Source organism: Balneolales bacterium ANBcel1 (genome assembly GCA_029688905.1).
Classification (GTDB): Bacteria; Bacteroidota; Rhodothermia; order Balneolales; family Natronogracilivirgulaceae; genus SLLW01.
The window spans coordinates 211,271-230,780 of sequence record JARULB010000005.1 but is presented as its reverse complement, the minus strand read 5'-3'; the positions used below and the strand labels follow the sequence as shown (position 1 = coordinate 230,780).

The 19,510-nt window shown below is 52.8% G+C and carries 14 protein-coding genes; 5 read left to right on the top strand and 9 right to left on the bottom strand.

The window, feature by feature from the left end:
• Positions 1–60: 60 nt before the first annotated feature.
• The 9 genes from QA596_08715 to QA596_08675 form a co-directional block, all read right to left on the bottom strand.
• Positions 61–2,613 carry an Ig-like domain-containing protein gene (locus QA596_08715; GenBank protein ID MDG5767542.1) on the bottom strand — a complete coding sequence of 851 codons (2,553 nt, stop codon included), beginning with the start codon at positions 2,611–2,613 and terminating at the stop codon, positions 61–63.
• Between the two features lie 195 nt (positions 2,614–2,808).
• Positions 2,809–5,952 carry an efflux RND transporter permease subunit gene (locus QA596_08710; GenBank protein ID MDG5767541.1) on the bottom strand — a complete coding sequence of 1,048 codons (3,144 nt, stop codon included), beginning with the start codon at positions 5,950–5,952 and terminating at the stop codon, positions 2,809–2,811.
• A 163-nt stretch (positions 5,953–6,115) separates the two neighbouring features.
• Complete coding sequence (locus QA596_08705; protein ID MDG5767540.1) at positions 6,116–7,204, bottom strand: efflux RND transporter periplasmic adaptor subunit; 1,089 nt, start codon at positions 7,202–7,204, stop codon at positions 6,116–6,118.
• A 318-nt stretch (positions 7,205–7,522) separates the two neighbouring features.
• The gene (locus tag QA596_08700) at positions 7,523–8,443 is read right to left on the bottom strand and encodes a hypothetical protein (protein MDG5767539.1); all 921 of its coding nucleotides are present in this window, start codon (positions 8,441–8,443) and stop codon (positions 7,523–7,525) included.
• Positions 8,444–8,542: 99 nt separating this feature from the next.
• Positions 8,543–9,346: a YceI family protein gene (locus QA596_08695; protein ID MDG5767538.1), complete on the bottom strand. Its 804-nt coding sequence runs from the start codon at positions 9,344–9,346 to the stop codon at positions 8,543–8,545.
• 11 nt (positions 9,347–9,357) lie between these two features.
• Positions 9,358–9,966 carry a YceI family protein gene (locus QA596_08690; GenBank protein ID MDG5767537.1) on the bottom strand — a complete coding sequence of 203 codons (609 nt, stop codon included), beginning with the start codon at positions 9,964–9,966 and terminating at the stop codon, positions 9,358–9,360.
• 128 nt (positions 9,967–10,094) lie between these two features.
• The gene (locus tag QA596_08685; GenBank protein MDG5767536.1) at positions 10,095–11,369 is read right to left on the bottom strand and encodes a hypothetical protein; all 1,275 of its coding nucleotides are present in this window, start codon (positions 11,367–11,369) and stop codon (positions 10,095–10,097) included.
• 195 nt (positions 11,370–11,564) lie between these two features.
• A complete protein-coding gene (locus QA596_08680; protein ID MDG5767535.1) occupies positions 11,565–12,209 on the bottom strand; it encodes a response regulator transcription factor in 645 nt (214 codons plus the stop codon).
• Positions 12,210–12,234: 25 nt separating this feature from the next.
• Positions 12,235–13,773, bottom strand: a complete 1,539-nt coding sequence (locus QA596_08675) for a PAS domain S-box protein (protein MDG5767534.1) — start codon at positions 13,771–13,773, stop codon at positions 12,235–12,237.
• A 346-nt stretch (positions 13,774–14,119) separates the two neighbouring features.
• On the opposite strand from QA596_08675, the gene QA596_08670 reads away from it, so the two are divergent.
• From QA596_08670 to QA596_08650, 5 genes are all read left to right on the top strand, one after another.
• Positions 14,120–14,575, top strand: coding sequence for an Rrf2 family transcriptional regulator (locus QA596_08670; protein ID MDG5767533.1), 456 nt, complete (start codon positions 14,120–14,122; stop codon positions 14,573–14,575).
• A gap of 188 nt (positions 14,576–14,763) precedes the next feature.
• Positions 14,764–15,000, top strand: a complete 237-nt coding sequence (locus tag QA596_08665; GenBank protein MDG5767532.1) for a DUF2249 domain-containing protein — start codon at positions 14,764–14,766, stop codon at positions 14,998–15,000.
• A 12-nt stretch (positions 15,001–15,012) separates the two neighbouring features.
• A complete protein-coding gene (locus QA596_08660; GenBank protein ID MDG5767531.1) occupies positions 15,013–15,474 on the top strand; it encodes a metal-sulfur cluster assembly factor in 462 nt (153 codons plus the stop codon).
• A 138-nt stretch (positions 15,475–15,612) separates the two neighbouring features.
• Positions 15,613–16,695 (top strand): hypothetical protein, encoded by a 1,083-nt coding sequence (locus QA596_08655; GenBank protein ID MDG5767530.1) that lies wholly within the window; start codon positions 15,613–15,615, stop codon positions 16,693–16,695.
• Between the two features lie 506 nt (positions 16,696–17,201).
• Positions 17,202–19,319: a PQQ-binding-like beta-propeller repeat protein gene (locus QA596_08650; GenBank protein MDG5767529.1), complete on the top strand. Its 2,118-nt coding sequence runs from the start codon at positions 17,202–17,204 to the stop codon at positions 19,317–19,319.
• The last annotated feature ends 191 nt before the right edge of the window (positions 19,320–19,510 follow it).

Sequence of the window (19,510 nt, the reverse complement as noted above, 5' to 3'; positions counted from 1 at the left end):
ACATCTTCCGAGCGAGCTGCCACGCCGGCCCATGGGATCGGGTGATCGCATATCTGAAGCTTACGGAATCAATGTAAGTTTTCGCACTGTGTGTTCCCGGGCCGAATGGATCCTGACCAGGTACACACCCGCCGGAGCATCGGACAGGCGGATCTGCGTGCTGTTGCTGTTTACTTCCGTAGTGTAAAGCCGCTGCCCAAGTACCGAGAAGATGTCAATACGGTCTATGACCGCAGGAGACGTGACCGTGAAATTGCCAGGGGCGGGATTGGGGTAGATGGAAGCGAATCCTCTGCCGGTGGGCTGTCCTTCAACACGGAGCGTTACCCCGACCGGATCCGACCAGTTGGCCCCGGCCCTGACCCGGTAGCGGAAACCGTCAATGCCGCTGAACCCATCATCCGGATAGTAAGTAAAACTGCCGTCCTCCTGCAGCAACACAGCCCCGTATTCCGGCGGATGTGACATAACTGCCTGCATTCTGGTACCGTCCAGTGAAAGGTCATTGGCCAACACACCTGATTCAGCGGGAATAATGGTGGGGCCGCCGACCCCTGCCTCATAGATATCGGCATTGGCAACAGGATTTCCGGGAAGTACGGGCAAATACTCCTTCATGATACGATAGGACTCTTTCTGGTACGGCTCAGCCTCCAGAGCGTGATTCCACGGCGCCCATTTAAAACGGCCGGATGTCTCGGCGAAAAAATCGCCATATGAAATGGAAAGGGCGACACCATCGGAGGTACGGGTTTCGGTTTCTGCCGTATTGCGATCGTCGTGAAGTACCTGATGCCGGCTCGGATCTGTAATATTCAGCAGATGCCAGGGAAGCCGTATTTCGATACGGTCGTCAAAAAGCCGGACTCCGTCGTTGCTGGCGCGGGGAAGGTCGAGGCGGTTTATCCTGAGACTGCCAATATCCTGCACCTCATGCCCGGGATCATCGTTTTTCCAGCGTACAAGATTCCAGTGGCCGCCGTCCGATACCACAGAGCGGTACAGCTGATCGTCACCTGATACCCCATGCCAGATTCCGAACGTGTCGTAGGCTCTGGCAACAAGCAGCTCCGCCTTGTAATTGGTGATCATCAGGACAAATTCCGCCCGGTTTTCAACAGATACTCCATTGGGCAGCAGGGATTCGCCCAGGGAGCGTTCGTAGGTGTCCAGCCCCACCCATACAGTGTCGGATTCACCAATATGTGCCGGGATATTGAGCTGCAGCTTCAGGTAGGCGAAATCGGCCCCCGCATCAACACTTTCGACCGGACAGCCGTCGCAGAACGTTTCCAGTCGCGACAGCGGCGCATCCGGCTTGCGATACCCGATCAGCCCGAAATTTTGCTCGGCGGCAGCGGCATTGTGCCAGATGATCCGGCGTTCAATATCAAAGTCTAATGGATCGGTGATCCATGTTCGTTTGAACCACTCGTCTATCCAGGCAAACTGGATACCGCCGCCCGTGCCAGCCTGCGCGATATTCTTCAGGAGCCGCACATTCGCTTCTCCCTGCTCCCGTTCGGAATACCCTCCGTGGTGGATACCGTTATGGGCATACTGTGCCACTCCCCAGCTCGAAGAACCGCCGAATTCGGCAATAATAAGTGGAAAACGGTCATAATGACGATTCAGATGGGTGAGGTAGCCGAGATAGCTGTTCTGCCCCATGTGATCGTGAAACGGTGTGTATTTGGGGTCGCGGCTGATGTAATTCGGGTAATAGGGATAGGCGTGATAGGAAGCGAATACTCCGGCGGGAGCAGCACTGAAGTCCAGGTGGCGCAGCCTAATGGAGGCCATGACTTCGTGCTCGTTCCGCTCGAACGGATGGTTAAGCGGATCGAGTGTCGGCCAGCTTGAAACCGATACCGGCCGCTGTGTCTGGTAGTGATCCCACTCGAATCCGAGCAGATAGTCCATGCGCTCTACAATCCAGGTTTCGGAGGCATTCACATCTTCGATGGAGAGATATGTGCCACTAAAGGCCGTGTTTGAAGCATGGTTTTCGTTGGTGTAAAGAATTTCCTGCGGATGAATTTCCCGGCCGATGATATAGCCGATCACCCATTCCGATACATCGGCGGTGTAGTTGCCATAGGCTTTTCCCCGGCGCTCCGCGATCACCGTATCACCATGTACGCTGCGGATGTTTTCACGAATCTCCCCGTCAAACCGGTCGGTTAGAGTATAAAGGTCATTATTGTAGCCGGCCACCTCCTCTTCCAGCCATACGCCCTGAAACAGCAGCAGCGGATGGTTCGGATTGGCCTCATTGAAAACCTTCAGTTCTTCGTAGAACCTTGGAAAATGAAGAGTGTATATCCGCAGGGTATTGAACCCCGCATCGCGGATCTGCCGGAACCACTTTCGGTAATCCTGGCGGGTGGCGGCAAGCTGACCCGGAAAGGTTCCGGGCACGGCAACACCGAGATTGATTCCCTTGATGAAAAGCGGCGTATAGCTCTCGCCATTCCAGATCGTAATGTGTGTACTGTCGGTGGAAAAAGGAAAGCGCTCTCCCTTTTCGGTTTCTCCGTGATATGACCATGCCGGTTTCGTCAGTATCAAAAGGAAAAAGCACAGCGCGGGTACGAAGGAAACGGATTTCATAAAGCGATTGATAATCGTTGTAAGTGGCGGGTATGGTACAGCCACAAATGTAATGCCGGTTTGATGAAAGAAATCGGATAGCTGTAAACCAGACGGGAAATGGTTCAAAGCGGCATGGTTCCTGTGAAACGGATACAGTTATGGACTTGCAGGTCATGAAGAGTTTCCCGGGCAGGCTGTTCGAGCGGACTGGCTTCAGGAAGAATGTCCGAATCGCGAACGAAGATCCGAAATAATAACATACACTCCCGGCAGCAGGATCAGAGTGAGCAGGCTTCCGACGAGCAGCCCGCCGATGACCGTCAGCGCCAGCGGCTGAAGCAGTTCGGATCCCTCACCGATTCCAAGCGCCAGCGGAAGCATGCCGAACATGGTGGTGAGGGTGGTCATCAGTATCGGACGAAAACGTACCTCGCCGGCATTGATCACCGCCTCGATTACACCGGTCTCCTCACGGTTTGCTTCGATGAACTCGACCATCAGGATGGCGTTATTGACGATGATACCGACCAGGAAAATGATGCCGAGCAGCACCGGAGCGCTCAGCGTCAATCCGGTCAGCCATAGCATCAGGGCCACGCCAATCAGAGCGAACGGCAGTGAGGTGAGAATTACCAGCGGACTGGACAGCTTCTCGTACTGAACCGCCATCACAACAAATACAAAGAAAATGGCCAGCAATATGGCGAGCTGAAGGGATTGCGACGCCTCTTCGATGGCCTCCTGATCCCCTCCGTAGATGAGGCTGTACCCATCGGGTAAATTGTAGCCCTGCAGTTCTGCCCGGATGCGCTCGGCGACCTCTCCCATGGTGGCTTCATCCATATTAACGGTCGTATTAACCCAGACCACACGGATCTGGTTGAACCGCTCGATGTGTGCCGGACCGGTGGTCTCTTCAAACGACGCCAGACTGCCGAGCGGCATTGACCGGCCGTCGACATTGAAAACAGGTATGCGCGAAAGCCCGCTCGTGGTTCCGGTAACCTCGCGCGGCATACGTACCCTGACATTGTATTCAAATCCGCCTTCAACAAACCGGGTCGGTACCACACCGTCTACGGCATTGTGAATTAGTCCGGCGACCTGGTCTTCGCTCATACCGTGATTGGTTGCACGATCTTCATCCACCCGAATGAGCAGTTGCGGAATCCGGCCTTCGCGTCCAATCTGGATACTTCCGATTCCTTCGAGCCCCTCAATCTGCCGGTAAATCGACCGGGCCTCGGATTCCAGTATATCGAGATCCTGTCCGACCACACCAACAGCGATGTCCGTATCCAGCAATCCGGTTTGAACGCCCGGCAATCGTGGCCCCCGGATACGCTCCTGGACAAACGGCAGGCCGAGATCACCCGTTTTCCCCGAAAACTCCGAAACCCATTGCTCCGCCGAGTAGCCGCGCCGTTCGGATAACGGCACCAGTTGTACCGCCAGATCGATCATCCCGCCGCGAATGGAAAGCTGGCCACCGCGGAAATATCCACCGATGGTCATGTAAAGCGTCTCCACATGTAGCATGTCCATGATTGCCTCTTCTATGATATCAGCGGCTTCGTTGGTCGGTTCGATGGAGGTTCCCGCCGGCAGCACAAAACGCATGGTAATGCGCCCGTCATCAACCGGTGGAAGAAACTCCGTGCCCAGTCCGCGGATGACGTAAATGCTTCCTGCCAAAAGAATCAGGGCGGCGAAGATCAGCCAGCCACGACGGCGGATGGTAAAGCGAAGGAAACGGGTATAGATGCCGCGCAGCTTGAGAAAAGCACGGTTGAACAGGCGGATGGGGAGGGAGTTCGACAACCCGCTGCGCAAGTTACTACCGCCGAAGCGGGCCGACAGCGCGGGGACCAGGGTTATCGCGGCGAGCAGCGAAGCCAAAACGGCGAACGCGATGGTCAGGATCAGCTCCCGGAACAGAAGCGCCGCCAGGCCGGTTACCAGCAGAAACGGCAGAACGGCGGCCAGGTTGGTCATGGTACCGGCGGTGACGGCCGAAAGCACCTCCCGGGACCCTCGATGTGCGGCATCATCGGGTGAATCCCCCTCCTCGTGCTGCCGGCGATAGATATTTTCCAGCACCACAATGGCGTTGTCGATGAGCAGCCCGACGCCAAGCGCGAGTCCGCCGAGGCTCATGACGTTGAGGGTAAGGCCACTAATCGCCATCAGCAAAAACGTTGCGATAACCGCGATCGGAAGAGTCAGCGCGATGATGAGCGACCGGCGCAAACTGCCGATGAAAAAGAGGATGACGGTGATCGCGAGAATCCCGCCCAGAATGGCAGCAATACTGACTGAGCGAATGGAAGCGTTGATGAAAAACGATTCGTCGCGTGTAACCCGGTACTCCATGTCGGGGGTGATGAATCCGGACTCCTCCAGTTCACTCAGCCGGGATTTCAGCTGCGCGATAGTGGCCGATGTATTGGCCAGCGGTTGTTTCATGATGGAAACTTGCACGGCATCCTCTCCGTTGAGGCGTGCAAAAAGCCGCTGCTCGCGGTGGCTATCGCTGACATCTGCAATGTCGGAGAGCCGGATGTGCCCCGCGTCGCCCAACCGGATAAGGGTGTTTGCCACATCATTGGCCGACCGGTAGCGGGTTTCGGTACGCGCCATAATGTCGTATTCCGGTGACGTGATGTTTCCGGCCGACCGGTCCACGCTGCGCCCGCGAAGCAAATCGCTGATGTCGGTCAGGTTCAGTCCGTAGGATCGCAGCCGCTCCGGTTCCACGACAACGTCGATTTCCCGCTCTTTCCCGCCGGCGATGTCGATGGTTCCAACTCCGGGGATGGAAAGCAGTTGCGGCGCAAGCTGCTGGTCAACCCAGTCGCGCACTTCGATCGGCGAACGCACCGGTGAGCTGATGGCGAGCTCAAAAATCGGATCCTGCGACGGGTCCATCTTCATAATTCGCGGCGGATCGATTCCATCGGGCAATTCGGTTCGGGCCCGTTCAAGCTGACGCGATGCATCCTGCAGCGCCAGATCAATATCGGTGCCGTACTCGAAGAACATCTCGATATAGCTCCGTCCTTCCGATGCCCGACCGTGGATTTCGGTCAGGTTTTCGGTGGCGGCAAGATTGCGTTCCAGCGGACGGGTTACCTGCTCCTCAATCACTTCCGGAGTTACCCCGGGATAGTTCACGACCACCCGTACATGCGGGTAATCCACCTGGGGCAGTAAATCAACCGGCAGGCGACCGAAGAACAACAAGCCGAGTACTAAGACAACGGCCGAAATCGCCAGCGTACTGATGGGCCGCCGTATGGCAACCGATGAGATGCCGCCATAAGGGGTATCGGGCGAGGATGAGCGGTTTTCAGGCATGAACAATAAGTTTTGCTGTGATCAATGTTGCAGAGTTGAAAACGAAAATCAAAACAGAATCTTTAAGTGCGGTTTTGGAGTTGAGAGAATCCAGGAGGCCGGGGATGTCATAATCAAACCTTCCGGGACGGGGCCGGACGTTGCGTCCGTACAGCGCACGGGCTTACTGCCGAAATCCATGGCGTCGAAAGGTTCCGACCACCCTCACAGGCAATTCATCTTCCAGGGCATCGATATTGGCGGCGGCAACAACATCACCTTCTTCCAGGCCGGAAAGTATCTGCGCATAGCCATCGCGACGTATTCCGACGTCAACGGTTTGCAGGTGAACGATCTCTTCGCCCTCGTCAAGGACGAAGACCACATCCTCGCCGTTACGGTCAACTACGGCTTCGGTCGGTACCACCAGTGACGATTCCTGATGATCCGTGACGAAGGGGATGCGCGCAAGATATCCCGGCCGAACAACAGGGTCGCCGTCCTCCCGAAGTAGTTGCACTTCCACGGTAAACAGCCGGGACTCGGCATCGATGTCCGGGTAAATTCTGCGTATGCGGCCGTCAAACTCATGACCGGGGTAAACATCCAGCATAATATTGACACTCTGACCTGTTTCAAGCCCCTTCAGATCCATTTCCGATACGCCGGGACGTATCACCAGGTTGTTCAAATCCGCGATCTCAAACAGGCGTTCGTTTTCCGAAACACTGTTTCCGTTTTCCACCAGGCGGGAGGTGACAACGGCATCTCCGGGCGCGGTGATGCGGCCATAGTCAATGAGCAGCTCCAGGCGCTCGACATCGTTTCGGGCAAGTTCGTAATTGCGCCGGTCCGACAGATATTCGGCTTCGCTGATCGCTTCCCGCTCAAACAATCGCCGGGAGCGCTCGTATTGATCACGCGCTTCGTCAAGGGTCACCTCCGCCCTGCGAAGTTCATTCTGCTGCAGCCGGGTGTCGATACGTGCCATAACGTCACCTTTTTGCACCCGGTCTCCCTCCTCAAAATGGACCTCATTCACCAGGCCAGAAACTTGGGATGCAACGTAAATTCGTTGATAGGGCACTACTTCAGAGGAGGCTCTGAATGTGTGCGACAGATCTCGATATTCTGCGGTTGCTGTGGTGATGGAAGCGGGTCGAGCCTCTCCGATGCTGTTATTCGTGTCACTTGTACAGGAATGGAAAAAAAGAGGAACAAGTAACGCCATAAGGAACAGGCGGCTGCTATGCACGATTTTATGTGGTGCCATGTTTCGTGTTTCGAAATAGTTTGAAGGGTCTAAATCAGATTCTTCGTGAGTCATACCAATTGCAGAGCCGGGGCTTCTGGTAGATGTAAGGCTTCAAACCTGTTAACAAAATCGGCATGGATATAAATCCGTAACGGGCGAAAAAGACAGGGATGCATCGGTTTGCCGAATCCAAAGAGAAGGAGGCCGGATACAGGGACGAGAGAGAAGTGATGGCGTGAAGATTCGGCTTCCCAAGGTGCGAGGCCGGGGACAACCGGGGGGATGCGGTGAACAGTGGAGCCGTGTTTGCAGGCAGCCGCTCCGGGTAAAGTCAAATCAAAGCAAGCCGTACTTCATCAGCTCCTGGAGGGGGCGCTTGCGGATGTGCTCGCGGGGTTTAACCGTCAGCATTTTCAACACAAATTGAGGAAACACCGAAAGGTTCAGCTCCTCTCTGAGCCACTTGCGGCAACAGTTGGAGCTGATTACCGGCAACGCCATCAACCCGACCCGGTCACAGTTTCTGAGATGAATCATCATCTTCCCGAGAATATCGCCCGCCCGAATCCAGTTGTACCGGCTGTCTGTTTTGGTAGCAAGGATCAAAAAACGGTTTTCAAGGTCAAATGGCAGCGGCGTGGCCGGATCCGGCTCATGATTTTTAGTGAAGAAACGATCGGAGAAGAGTACTTCATCTTCAAATATCGTGTCATTTTCCACCGGATGTGCCCGAAGCAACAGGTTCAGGTTTTTGCGATGGTATTCGCTATCCAATTTCCTGCCGCAGCTTTCCGTGAAATAATTTTGAAATTTGCGATCCGGTCCGTCGTCGTGAACCAGTAATTCCGACTCTGCGGAGGTAGCTATTGAGGTTAAATCCTTCTGGATTTTCTTGATGCAGGTATCGGGATCCGGATGATTTGTGCTCTCCGGTTCGGATCCGTGTTGCGGCAAGCCATTTTTTTTGTTTCTGGACAACTCCACATAGGCGACCAGATTCTCTTCCTCGAAACGGGGAAAAAAGTCAAATTTCGGAACCCAGTCGTTACTGATAACAGCTTCGGCAAGATGGGAGACCAGCATGCCGCAGCTGGCGAGTTGCAGGCGGCCAAAGGGGTCGATGCCGGCCAGTTCCGGTTTTTTTTCCAGGTACACTTCGATGGTGTTTCCGCAAACCCTGAATTTCCAGGGCTGGGTGTTCAGCACCGAGGGAGCCCGACTGGCTTCATTTAATATGTTGGTGATTGCATGTTTCATTTCATGGACATGCGAACTGTTTTCCGGGGTGTTATTTCAACGTGACAACCGTTTGTGTCGGAGTCATTATCATGTTGAAAATACGGGTGAAATGTTATACTAATGTGAAGCGGTGCTTTCCGGCTCCTGAAGCACGAGAAGGTCAAAAAACACGGTTAGGTCTTCACGGGCCCTGATTAGCCCCCGAAGTGCGGTAGGGGGTTCTATGTCGAAATCGGGCATGGAGATCTCTTTGTGTCCCCTGACCCGATACCTGCCCTCTTCCTCTTTTCGGCCTTGTGTGACAAGAGAGACCTGCCGGTCTACACCGGCCACATTTAATACGCCGTTGATCATGAACGGGCTATAGCCGCCGTCAAAAAGAGAGTCGGGCATCGCCGACCCCTTTTCAATGGGTTCCGCCTGCTCAAATTCGAATGTGATGTAATCGTAGGTGTCCGATCTCAGGGCTTCGTACATATCGCGGTTCATGCGGGAATGGCCGCAATCAAAACTTTCTATAGGAATTTTCAGGTTAACATGCAGCCTGGCGGCATTTGGAGCCGCGTCGTTTCGGGTTGCGGAACCGGTATGTGACGGATTGATTACGACGCCGGATTCAGCTGCGGGTCCGGCCGGAGCGCTGCCATCGTGATCCCGGTTGTCGGGGAGATCCGGAAGTGATGGATCCGACGGGTTCTGCTCTTCCTCGGCTTCCATGTAGGCGGTACCCTGTATGGATCTGGCGACACAGTCGAACCGGTGCACAGAAGAGGAGCCCTCAATCCAGAGCCGGCTGCTTACATGTGTGTCGAAATGTATTTGGGATTGGGCCAGCCCTCTTGCATCGTATGAAAACCCGGATATCAGCACAAAGCATGACACTGCAATCACAAGGTGGGATATGCGGCTGGATAGACTCATAATCCGTCAGATTATTCGAGTACAAGTTCAAACTCTATGGTCATCTCGTCCCGCGAGCGGATGGAGCCAAGCACTGCGGTCGGTGGATCAATGCCGAAATCGGTCATCTTAAGATCCTGCGATCCGGTAACGGTAAACCCCCCGTTCTGGTTGGGCGTGATTACCACATCATGTTCCAGCTCAACCGATTCGCCGGCGGCCGATACGGTCCCCAGTACGGTGAGCTTGAATCCGGGATTATCGAGGACGACCAGCTCTTTTGCCTGAACAAGGCGGTAGGTGATTTCAGGATAATCGTCTTCTTTCAGGTAATCGTGCATGTTTCTGTTCATACGCCGGGAGTCGGCGTCGATATCCCCGACCGGAATACGAATGTCCACCTCATCGAACCAGGAGGCTTGCGCATCCGACCAGTCCGCGTTTTCCGGGATGGTTACGGTGATGTGACCCGTGATGGAGGTGACTTCTGCCTCCCAGTCTGTGACATTGGCAGAGCCGAAGATCGTCATGGACGACGCATCGGAGACGGTAAACGTTTGAGCCATAGACGGGGAAAGAAGTCCGGTGACGATGATCAGGAGGCCGGTCAAAGAGAAGCGGTATCGGGCTGAAGTGTTCATGGCAAAGAGTGTTCTGAAATGAGAAATGCGTAGTCGTATTAAAGTTGTTGCAGGTAGATAAAACAGGAAAGAGTTGGAGGGGAAATCCCGTTCCGTACTCTTTCCTGTTTCAAAGCAGATAATTCCAGTTAGAAGCTGATGACAGCTTCGAGCATTACGCCGCTGAATTCTGCATCCTGGCGCGGACCGAAGCTGAACCCGTCGTACTGCTGATTGACGTATTCAAGTTTGGCGAGGATGTTGTTGGTCATGAACCAGCCGCCACCGATGTTGATACGGCTGATTTCGATATCGTCACCGTTAGCCATTTCTCCGGTGACCAGGTTGTAGCGCCCACCCAGATAGAACTCTTCGGTGGGACCAAAGCGGTAGAGCAGCTCGGCGCCATACTGATTGAAAGTTCGTGTATCGGCTTCTGTTTCCCGTTTACCCGAAATGTTCTCGAACTTGCCGAAGAATTCCAGTCCTCTGTACTTGACGAAGGGGTTGATCATTATAGCGGTCATTTCGCCGCCAAGCGGTCCGCCGGGTGCAAAACCGGAAAGAGCATAGCCGGGATCAAGACGGCCGGTGTAATCATTATCCGGACCTTCGATGACGTTGTAGTAACGGCTTCCTGCGCGGTCGCCGGCATAGAGGTAAATTCGCTCGGCCTGGGAAGTGTGATAGATGGAGCCGGTGAGGCGAACCCGCAAGTCCGTGTCGATCTGACGGTCAAAGCCGAGTTTACCGACCAGTGAAGGGTTCGTTTCAATATCGGACTTCACGGTGCTTTGGTTCAGTTTCCCGTTGGTAACACCGATCATACCAATAAACCCGCGGTCGCGGTAGTAAATTTCACCACCGACTTCCGTTGTGAAAGAATCCATGATGTAATTGCCCACAAAGGGATTGTGAATGGCGGCACCGTTATCGGTTCTGCGGAAGTGGGAATCACCGTAATTGATTTGCATGTGCCCGACCCTGACAGTGACTTTATCCATCAAATCAGAAAGGAATCCTTCCTGGATGAAGTCGAGCCGGTCTATCTGCAGGTAACCGCCTTTAACCCAGGCTTCTGAGTGATGGCGCGAGGAGAGATACGTGCGCAGATGCATCCGAACACCGTTGTGCAGCTGCACATCAATGTCCAGGTTGGATGTGGCAAGATTAAAGTTGGATCCCAGGTCCACCAGCTCATCGGACGCGCCGCTTTGGGTGAGCGCCTGGAACTGCAAAGTGTTGGCACCGCCTATCCGGACGCGCAGCCCGTCAAATTCTACATCTGTTTCGGCCGGAGATTCAAACTGATTGACCCCGGTACGGTCATTGGGTGTGTAGTATTGGAGCGGACCCATATTCTGGGCTATTACTCCGGACGCGGAAAAAGTGAGAGCAAGCAGAAGAAGTAGCAATAGTTTCATGACATTCAAGTTTTCGTTAATTGAAAAAAGTGGAGATCTGACAACCCAACAGAAACCCGGGAAGGCGTTTAATGGCAGTACGCATCCTTCCCCGTCAGACTGTATTCAAGGTATATTGCAGCCCGCCAAGTTGTAATAGGCATTCTCCTGAAGTTTCAATAGGAACTAACCCTACGATGCATGTAGGGAAATTCCTTACAACTCTTTCACCCACTGAACGGCTTGCTGCAACAGGGTTGATCGGTCGTTGATATGCAGCTTTTCGCGGATTCTGGTTTTATAGGTATCCACTGTTTTGGTGGAAATGTGCATCCGCTCGGCAATTGTCCTGGTGGATTTGCCCTCTCCGATCAGTCGAAATACCTGGAGTTCCCGGTCGCTTAACGCATCCGATGGAGATGCGCTGGAAGCGTCGTGTCCAAGCGACAATCCCATCAGCAGTCTGTTGCTGATTTTTTCACTCAAATACAGTCCCCCGTCGGCGATGCGGCGAACGGCTTCGACGACCTGATCGCCGGCATGCATTTTCATCATGTAACCTTGCGCTCCTGCCCGGATGGCGCGTTCGGCAAAAAGTTCTTCTTCGTGGCGGGATACCACCAGCGCTTTGAGGCCGGTGAATTGTGACCGCAGGTTTCGGATCAGCTCCAGCCCGCTCATCCCCGGCAGGGATATGTCAATTATGGCCAGATCCGGGCGTTTTTCCTCCACCATCCCGATGGCTTCTTCAGCCGATGAAGCGATACCGACGACCTCGAAGTCGGCCTCTGCCTGCAGGGTCATTTCCATCCCTTTTTGCATCAGGGGGTGGTCTTCCACAATTATTATCTTAAAGGTCATGGCAGATGTCGGCTGAGGGTTGATGCTACCGGAGTTCGGTGTCGAATTGATACATGGAAACAGAGCGGGAAAGCATGCAGATCAATGTAACTCCTCCGTCGCTCCGGCTCTGTACTTCCAGTTTCGCGCCAATCAGCTGTGCCCGGAACTGCATGATATCCAAACCGGATCCCTTTTTCCTGCGCCAGTCATCCGAAAAGCCTTTTCCGTTGTCGGTAACTCGCAGTGTGGCATACTCTTCATTGGATTCAAGCTCTAGGGAAACAGTGTCGGCCAGGCCGTGTTTGACCGCGTTGCTGATGGCTTCCTGCGCGATACGGAACAGGTGCTCCACCACAGAGTTTTCATGGAATACCGGCGGAGTGGATTCCCGGAAGGTGCATTTAATGCCAAAGAGCCGCTCGGCATTGGCCGCCAGCCGTTCCAGGGATGTCACCAGTCCACGTACCTCGAAATCTACCGGCAGCAATCCCCTGGAGAGGTTGCGGGCGTATTCATCCGCCTCCCGGATCAATTGTGTGATCTCTTCAGCCTGTCGGATAGCCGACGAGTTCTCCTTTTGAAGCGTTGTTATCAGGCTTCGGCTCATCAGTCCGATGCCGGTCAGCATCTGGCCCAATCCGTCATGAAGATCCTGTCCGATGCGCCTGCGTTCATGATCGCTCGTTTTGAGAACTTCCTGTTCCAGCCTGCGTTGATCGGTAATATCCCGAACAATACCCGTAAACTGCCGGTGTCCGTCCGTATAAAACTCGCTAACAGCCAGATACAACGGGAACGTGGAACCGTCTTTACGGATGCCGGCCACTTCTCTGCCGCTTCCGATAATTTTTTTTATGCCGGTGGATTGATAACGGGACATGTGCCGGTCATGTTCCCGGCTGTAGTCATCGGGCATCAGCATGTTGATGCTGTTTCCAATCATCTCCTCCTGCCTGTAGCCGAAAATTTCCAGCGTGGCCTGGTTGACCAGGGTGATTCGCCCTCGTTCGTCGGTGGTGATGATTCCATCCACGGCGGTATCCAGAATGGCTTTTGCCCGCGCCTCGCTCTTCTTCAGTTCACGGTCTTTGGCAGCCCGGGAAAGGGCTCCGGCGAGCATATCTGAGATGGTTTTCAGAAAATCTATCTCCTGCCGTTTGAACTCCCTGGGTGAGCGGTCGTAAACGGCAAGGATTCCGCGCGATTGCGACTCGCCATGGATTCGGATGCTCATCCCCGACCGGAACTCCCGAAAGCATTTGCGGTCGAGTGGCGAGAAACGGGTGGATGTCTCATAATCGGCAACAGCAATTACGCCGGTCTGCTCGAGTGTCGCCTGAAGCTGCTCGTTCTCAATCCAGTTGGTGGATTCCAGCTGGTTCAGATCACAAAAACCGCATGCGGAAAAAAGCTGCCAGGAATCGGTTTCGGGCGGATTTTCCAGAATCAGGCAGCCGTCAACCTGAAGCACTTCCCTGATGAGCTCCGACAGAGTGCCGTATAGCCGTTCTGTTTTTTCATTTCGTAAAAAAAACTCGGCAAGTGTAGCCAGGGTCTTCTGCTGACGGCTTAACACTTCCATTGCGGAAATACCCTGAACAGTGTGATCCGTGGGTTGGATATTGCAGGAACTCATCGGGGTAAATGCGTGTGACAGGCGTGATGTTGGCAACGAGTCGCCGGGTCAGTCTCAGACAGATGCTCACAGTAATAGCAAGATAGGGCTATCCTGTTATTATTAAAAACGACTAATGAAATATGGGCGTCAATGCGCCCCATGCTATTTGACAGGCTTCAGAACGAACTGTCGGGTTTTCTGTTACGAGGTTTCCATTCGGCGGCACTCTCCGGCATGAAGGACTTTTATTGAAGAGTAAATTGGCTTATTATGGCACAATTATCGCTTAGAACGATCGGATCTTGTCATTATGGTACTTTCCAAAGCCTGCACTTATGGGATTCTGGCATCTCTTCACATCGCCCGGGAGCTGGACGGGAAAACAGGTTATGTCTCCATCGGGAGGATGAGCGACAATCTGCGCATCTCCTTTCATTTTCTCACGAAAATTCTCCAGCAGCTGACATCGGCCGGAATTCTGACCTCCATGAAAGGCCCCAAAGGTGGCGTGGCGTTGAAGCGCGATGCCGAGGAGATTACCCTGCTGGATATTATCATCGCCATTGACGGAATGAAAGTGTTTACCGAGTGTCTGCTGGGAATGCCCGGATGTGGAAGCGAAAAACCGTGTCCGGTTCACGACGAGTGGGCGGAGATCCGGGAGGATCTGTACAAGACCTTTCAGTCCCGGACCCTTGGAGAGACCGCACGCCGCATCAACGAACTCGACCTGCGGATTGCCCTTCCGGAGTTGTACGACAGTTGATTTTCATTCAAGTGAGCGAAGTTACCGGAGATTAGTACCCGGACTGTTTGGGAGAATGCTCGAGGCTTATTATTTAAGACTAACTTGTCCTATATTGTCAAAACATTATTTTTCTAAAGCAGAACCTGCCATGAACACCATCAGGAAAACCGAGGCAGGAAACCGACCAATTTTTAAATATTAGCGATATGATTGCAGCAGATAAGGAACTGGATGTTCGTCAAATGGAATGCGAAGAGAAGTTTCAAAACATTTTCGGAGCTTTCGATGCGCTGGAGGCGGGTGATTCATTTGTACTGATTAACACCTTCGACCCCAAGCCGCTGAAACAGCAGATCGAAATCCGCCGGGGAAATGGATTCAGCTGGGAGTATCTCGACAATGAACCGGGATATTGCCGGATTCGCATCGGAAAAACAGCGTAATCGGTCAACAGAATGAGTGAGCCAATTACCCTGAATCAGGAAAATCATGTTACTTCTGAGTATGATTCAGGTATAGAGCGCAATTCAGGCACAGCACGTAATTCTGGCAGGTCGCACAATTCCGGCACTTTACACAAATCCGGAGCAGCACTCAACTCCGGAACAGCTCACATTGCGGAAATCCGCAAAATTGTGGCCGGACGCCTGCGCGAAATCATCGATCCGGAAATCGGAATCAACATTGTGGATCTGGGACTCCTGTATGACATCCGGCTTGATGACGGTGTTCTGACCGTCAGTTACAATACTACAACCCCGGGATGTCCACTCCGTCGTTTTATTGAACAGCAAATTGTGGTCGCCGTCGCGAAAGTGCCCGGCACGGAAACATCCGAAGTGATTTTTTCCAACAATCCGCCCTGGAGTGTGGACATGATCGCCGAGCACATCACCCTGTTTCGAAAGCAGGCCTGACCAGTCTGTTCTCGTCATTGCCATTATTTTCTGTTCGCCTCAACTACCAATTTGTGCTTCATTCTGCCGCATCCCGGTCTTGCAACGTGACTTCGTTGCAGCGGCTGTGTGCAGTTCAACTACATCCGAAAAAAAATTATGAAACCGGCCTATACCAATCTGCTCTTCGGTTTGCTGATGGCCGGCGCGGCGGCGGGACTCCTCTCCGGCCTCTATAGCGGCCTGATGCTGTTCGGACTCCCTGTCCCCCAACCTCCCGTCCTCACCGGCCCGGCACACGGTCCGCTCATGATCAACGGATTTCTCGCGGCACTGATATCGCTGGAGCGGGCGGCTGCGATGGAACGCAAATGGACATACGCGGCACCAATCTCATTTGTGCTCTCAACCGGGCTGTTCATCGCGGGCCATATCCTCTGGAGCAGCCTCTTTCTGCTGACCGGCTCCTTCCTGCTGGTGGCGGTTCTTTTTCTGCTATGGCGACAGCATCCGTCCACCTGGCATATGATCATGTTGCTGGGCGGCATTTCGTTACTGATTGGAAACGCCGGTTTTGCACTTGGACTTTCCATTCCCGAACTGGTCGGATGGTGGATCGCATTTCCGGTACTCACGATTTTCGGCGAGCGCCTGGAACTGAACCGGCTGATGCGCCCTCCCGAAAAAGCACAGTGGATTTTTACAGGCCTCATTTTTCTGTGGATGGGTACGCTGGCCCTGGTTCATATCACGCGTTACACCGCCTGGATCGCCTCCGGAATCCTCCTGATTGTGATGGCCGGATGGCTGCTGAAATACGATATCGCGCGCCGGACCATCCGCACGGTGGAATGGACGCGTTTCAGCGCACTGAACATGCTGACCGCCTACGGCTGGATCATCCTCGCCGGCATCTTCGGACTCATCTACGGTCTGCCGTGGGCCGGCCCGATTTACGATGCCATTTTGCATCTCTATTTTGTCGGATTTGTTTTCAGCATGATTTTCGCCCATGCCGCCGTGATCATTCCCGCCCTTACCGGGCTCATCGTACCCTGGAGCCGGTATTTTTATCTGCCGTATGCGCTCCTCAACCTGTTTTTACTGGCCCGTGTGATCGGTGACATATTTTGGCTGCCGGAGCTTAGATCTGCCGGTGCGTACGGAAACGTTGCTGCCATATTGCTATTTCTGGGTGGGATACTGTCCCAGGGTGTAAGGAAAATAAAGGAACAACGTTGAAGCGAGTATGGTGTTGACAAATATATCATCCCTATTATGCGGATACTGTTTTGGAGCATACAATGAGCTTTATACAGGATACGGTTTCGTAAGGGATTATCCCTTTTAGGTTGAAAAATTTGATTTTGCAAGTCATTAAATGTACAATCATAATAACAAGCCGACTGGATTGCTGTACTACATGGACCAACGATTATAGTACACGATGGTTGCTGAAACTCCCATTGATGAGTAAGAGAGTCGATGCTTTGGGATGTTAAGCACACCGGTTACGTTTGGAATCTAGGCATCTACCAGTATCAAAGAGAAGTCAACCGGTATACAGGTAGATGTTTTGTGCATGATGGCGTTAAAGGGAAAAGTAGAAACGCCGAGAGTGAATACCTGGGGAAGCAGGTAACCAGCCGGAATACCGGATGATTCAGAAACCGTCGAAAATTTCCATCTTTTTGTGGAAATGCAGCAAAGTGGCCCGGACGTCACTAATCCTGTTGGTTTTTTTGACAGTGACTTCGGCGACAAGTTGGGCACAAACGATTTCAGAGCAGGACTCCCTCGCACTGGTTGCTTTATATGAACAATTGGATGGTGAAAACTGGAATGAACAGTCCGGATGGCTTGATGATCCGGTTAGCCAGTGGTATGGCATTGCACTTGAAGAGTTTGATGATGAATGGCGTGTTACAGGTATCCAGCTCTCGAACAATAACCTGAATGGGGATGGCGTAAGTTGGTTTGACCGGTTGTATACTGAGTCAATCGAGGTATTACAGTATTTAAAGCAGCTGGACTTATCCGGAAATCAAATATCCAACGATCCGGAGTATATCACGGAAAATTTAAGCGGGGTGACAAACCTGCAATATCTGGAGGAGGTCAAGCTTAGCGGGAACCGGGATCTCTACGGCGTAGCGCTATTATTTTCGGAATCGCCGGATTTGAACACTTTCTGGTTTGAAGAGACCCATATCTACGAAATTGATTTTGGTTCCTATTTTGAATGGGTCGAAGGTGTTGATGATGTGCGTCCGAGCGGATTGGTGGACGGGTCACCACCGGCACCCCGTCTAACACAACCTGCCAATCATGGAAGCAGTGTACCACAACCGGTTATGTTTCGCTGGCAGGAACTTATTGCACATCCACACATGGTCCCGATGCAACCGGCCGAAACATTCAGGGTACAATTGGCCGATGATGATCAGTTCGAACAGGTGCTGGCCGATACCATTGTGGACGGCTTGTCTGTCACGATTGACGTTTCACTGGAATCCGAGCAGGAATATTTCTGGAGGGTGCAGGCACAAAATGAAACGGGACCCGGAATTTGGTCACACACATTTCAGTTTCAACCGATGGACGACATGGACCTGACGGTCATCGAGAAGACCTGGGACGGATCGTCGGTTGCTGGGCTCAGCATGATTGGTGACAACTGGTTGTATTCCTTTAATAAAAACGGAGCTCCAATGTGGAATACTGCCACCGGTGGAGCCGTAAGCACAACCCCTGTAGTTGATGAGCTGAGCGGCCTGGTCATTGCAGGGATTGAAAACAGAAATGTGCTGGCACTTGATCGTTACATTGGCTCTACTGTATGGAGCTTTTTTGCGGATGCACCCGTGCGAAAATCTCCGGTCGTAAGTGCCGACAGGATTATGCTGGTTGTTTCTTCTGATGGCACGATATACGGTTTTGATCTTGAGTCAGAAGAAGATCCACCCCAAATCTGGGAGTACAGCCTGGACGATACGGTCACCGCCGGCCTTTCGTTGGGAGTGCCGGGTGTCGCGTATGCCGTGACCGGTCAGAATTTGATACAGCTGTTCTTTGACCATCAGGGGATGGTGGAAGGTTGGAGTCAGGAATTTGATGAGGGCCTTTCATCTTCTCCGGTAATTGATGCCTATAACCGTTTATACCTGGCCGATGAAAACGGTATTCTGTATAGTCTTGATGGCGAAACGGGTGAAGAGCTCTGGCAGGTAATGCTGCAAAATCCAGTTGTATCGACAGCAGCGCTGGGTGATGGTAAAGTTTTTGTTGTTGACAGTCAGGGCGAGGTTTATGCTGTCGATCAGAATGACGGAACAATCGATTGGCAGTTTTCCTTTACTGAAAATCCGTCGGAATCCATTCTATATGCCAACGGCGCAGTTTACATCGGAAGCGAAAGCGGGCCTGTGATCAGGGTTCAAATTCCGGAGTCAGTAGAAAAAGAACAGGGGCAGGCTACTGTATCTGCGGTAGCCCACTCTCCTTTATGGGCTACCGATAAAGGGAACAATCGCAGAACCGGAGTTCAGTCTTCGGATAATTTGATTACTTCCATCGATGAACCGGGACGTGCCGAGATACCGGAAAAGCTCAGTCTTCGACAAAACTATCCCAATCCGTTTAACCCGGTTACGGTAATTCGTTATGATCTCCCGGAAGCCGGAGAAGTCACCCTGGAGGTGTTTGATATGCTGGGCCGCCGGGTGGATGTACTGGTGAATCGACATCAGGATCCGGGGACGCACAGAATAAGCTGGGATGCGTCCCATCTGAGCAGCGGAGTTTATCTTTATCGACTGAATATTGGTGATGAGGTGCTATCGCGACGTATGACACTGATTAAATAGTTTTCGCAATAACCCCATTGAATCCTCACTTAACTGAAAGGCAGAAACAATGTGTGTTAACCGGGACGCGGAGGCTCCGCTTGTCCCGGAGTTTCTGCTATTTTCAATCTCACCGGCTATTCGCTCAAAATCCCCGCATGGTTGAGTTAGATTGTGAAGCCGGGTTTTCAAAGATGAACCGCTGAACGATT

Bases quoted from the DNA above. Each gene is read 5' to 3' on its own strand.
- QA596_08665 (MDG5767532.1), top strand. From the start codon at position 14,764: ATGATTGCAGCAGATAAGGAACTGGATGTTCGTCAAATGGAATGCGAA.
- QA596_08685 (MDG5767536.1), bottom strand. From the start codon at position 11,369: ATGAAACTATTGCTACTTCTTCTGCTTGCTCTCACTTTTTCCGCGTCC.
- QA596_08670 (MDG5767533.1), top strand. From the start codon at position 14,120: ATGGTACTTTCCAAAGCCTGCACTTATGGGATTCTGGCATCTCTTCAC.
- QA596_08675 (MDG5767534.1), bottom strand. From the start codon at position 13,773: ATGGAAGTGTTAAGCCGTCAGCAGAAGACCCTGGCTACACTTGCCGAG.
- QA596_08700 (MDG5767539.1), bottom strand. From the start codon at position 8,443: ATGAAACATGCAATCACCAACATATTAAATGAAGCCAGTCGGGCTCCC.
- QA596_08690 (MDG5767537.1), bottom strand. From the start codon at position 9,966: ATGAACACTTCAGCCCGATACCGCTTCTCTTTGACCGGCCTCCTGATC.
- QA596_08660 (MDG5767531.1), top strand. From the start codon at position 15,013: ATGAGTGAGCCAATTACCCTGAATCAGGAAAATCATGTTACTTCTGAG.
- QA596_08710 (MDG5767541.1), bottom strand. From the start codon at position 5,952: ATGCCTGAAAACCGCTCATCCTCGCCCGATACCCCTTATGGCGGCATC.
- QA596_08695 (MDG5767538.1), bottom strand. From the start codon at position 9,346: ATGAGTCTATCCAGCCGCATATCCCACCTTGTGATTGCAGTGTCATGC.
- QA596_08655 (MDG5767530.1), top strand. From the start codon at position 15,613: ATGAAACCGGCCTATACCAATCTGCTCTTCGGTTTGCTGATGGCCGGC.
- QA596_08705 (MDG5767540.1), bottom strand. From the start codon at position 7,204: ATGGCACCACATAAAATCGTGCATAGCAGCCGCCTGTTCCTTATGGCG.
- QA596_08680 (MDG5767535.1), bottom strand. From the start codon at position 12,209: ATGACCTTTAAGATAATAATTGTGGAAGACCACCCCCTGATGCAAAAA.
- QA596_08715 (MDG5767542.1), bottom strand. From the start codon at position 2,613: ATGAAATCCGTTTCCTTCGTACCCGCGCTGTGCTTTTTCCTTTTGATA.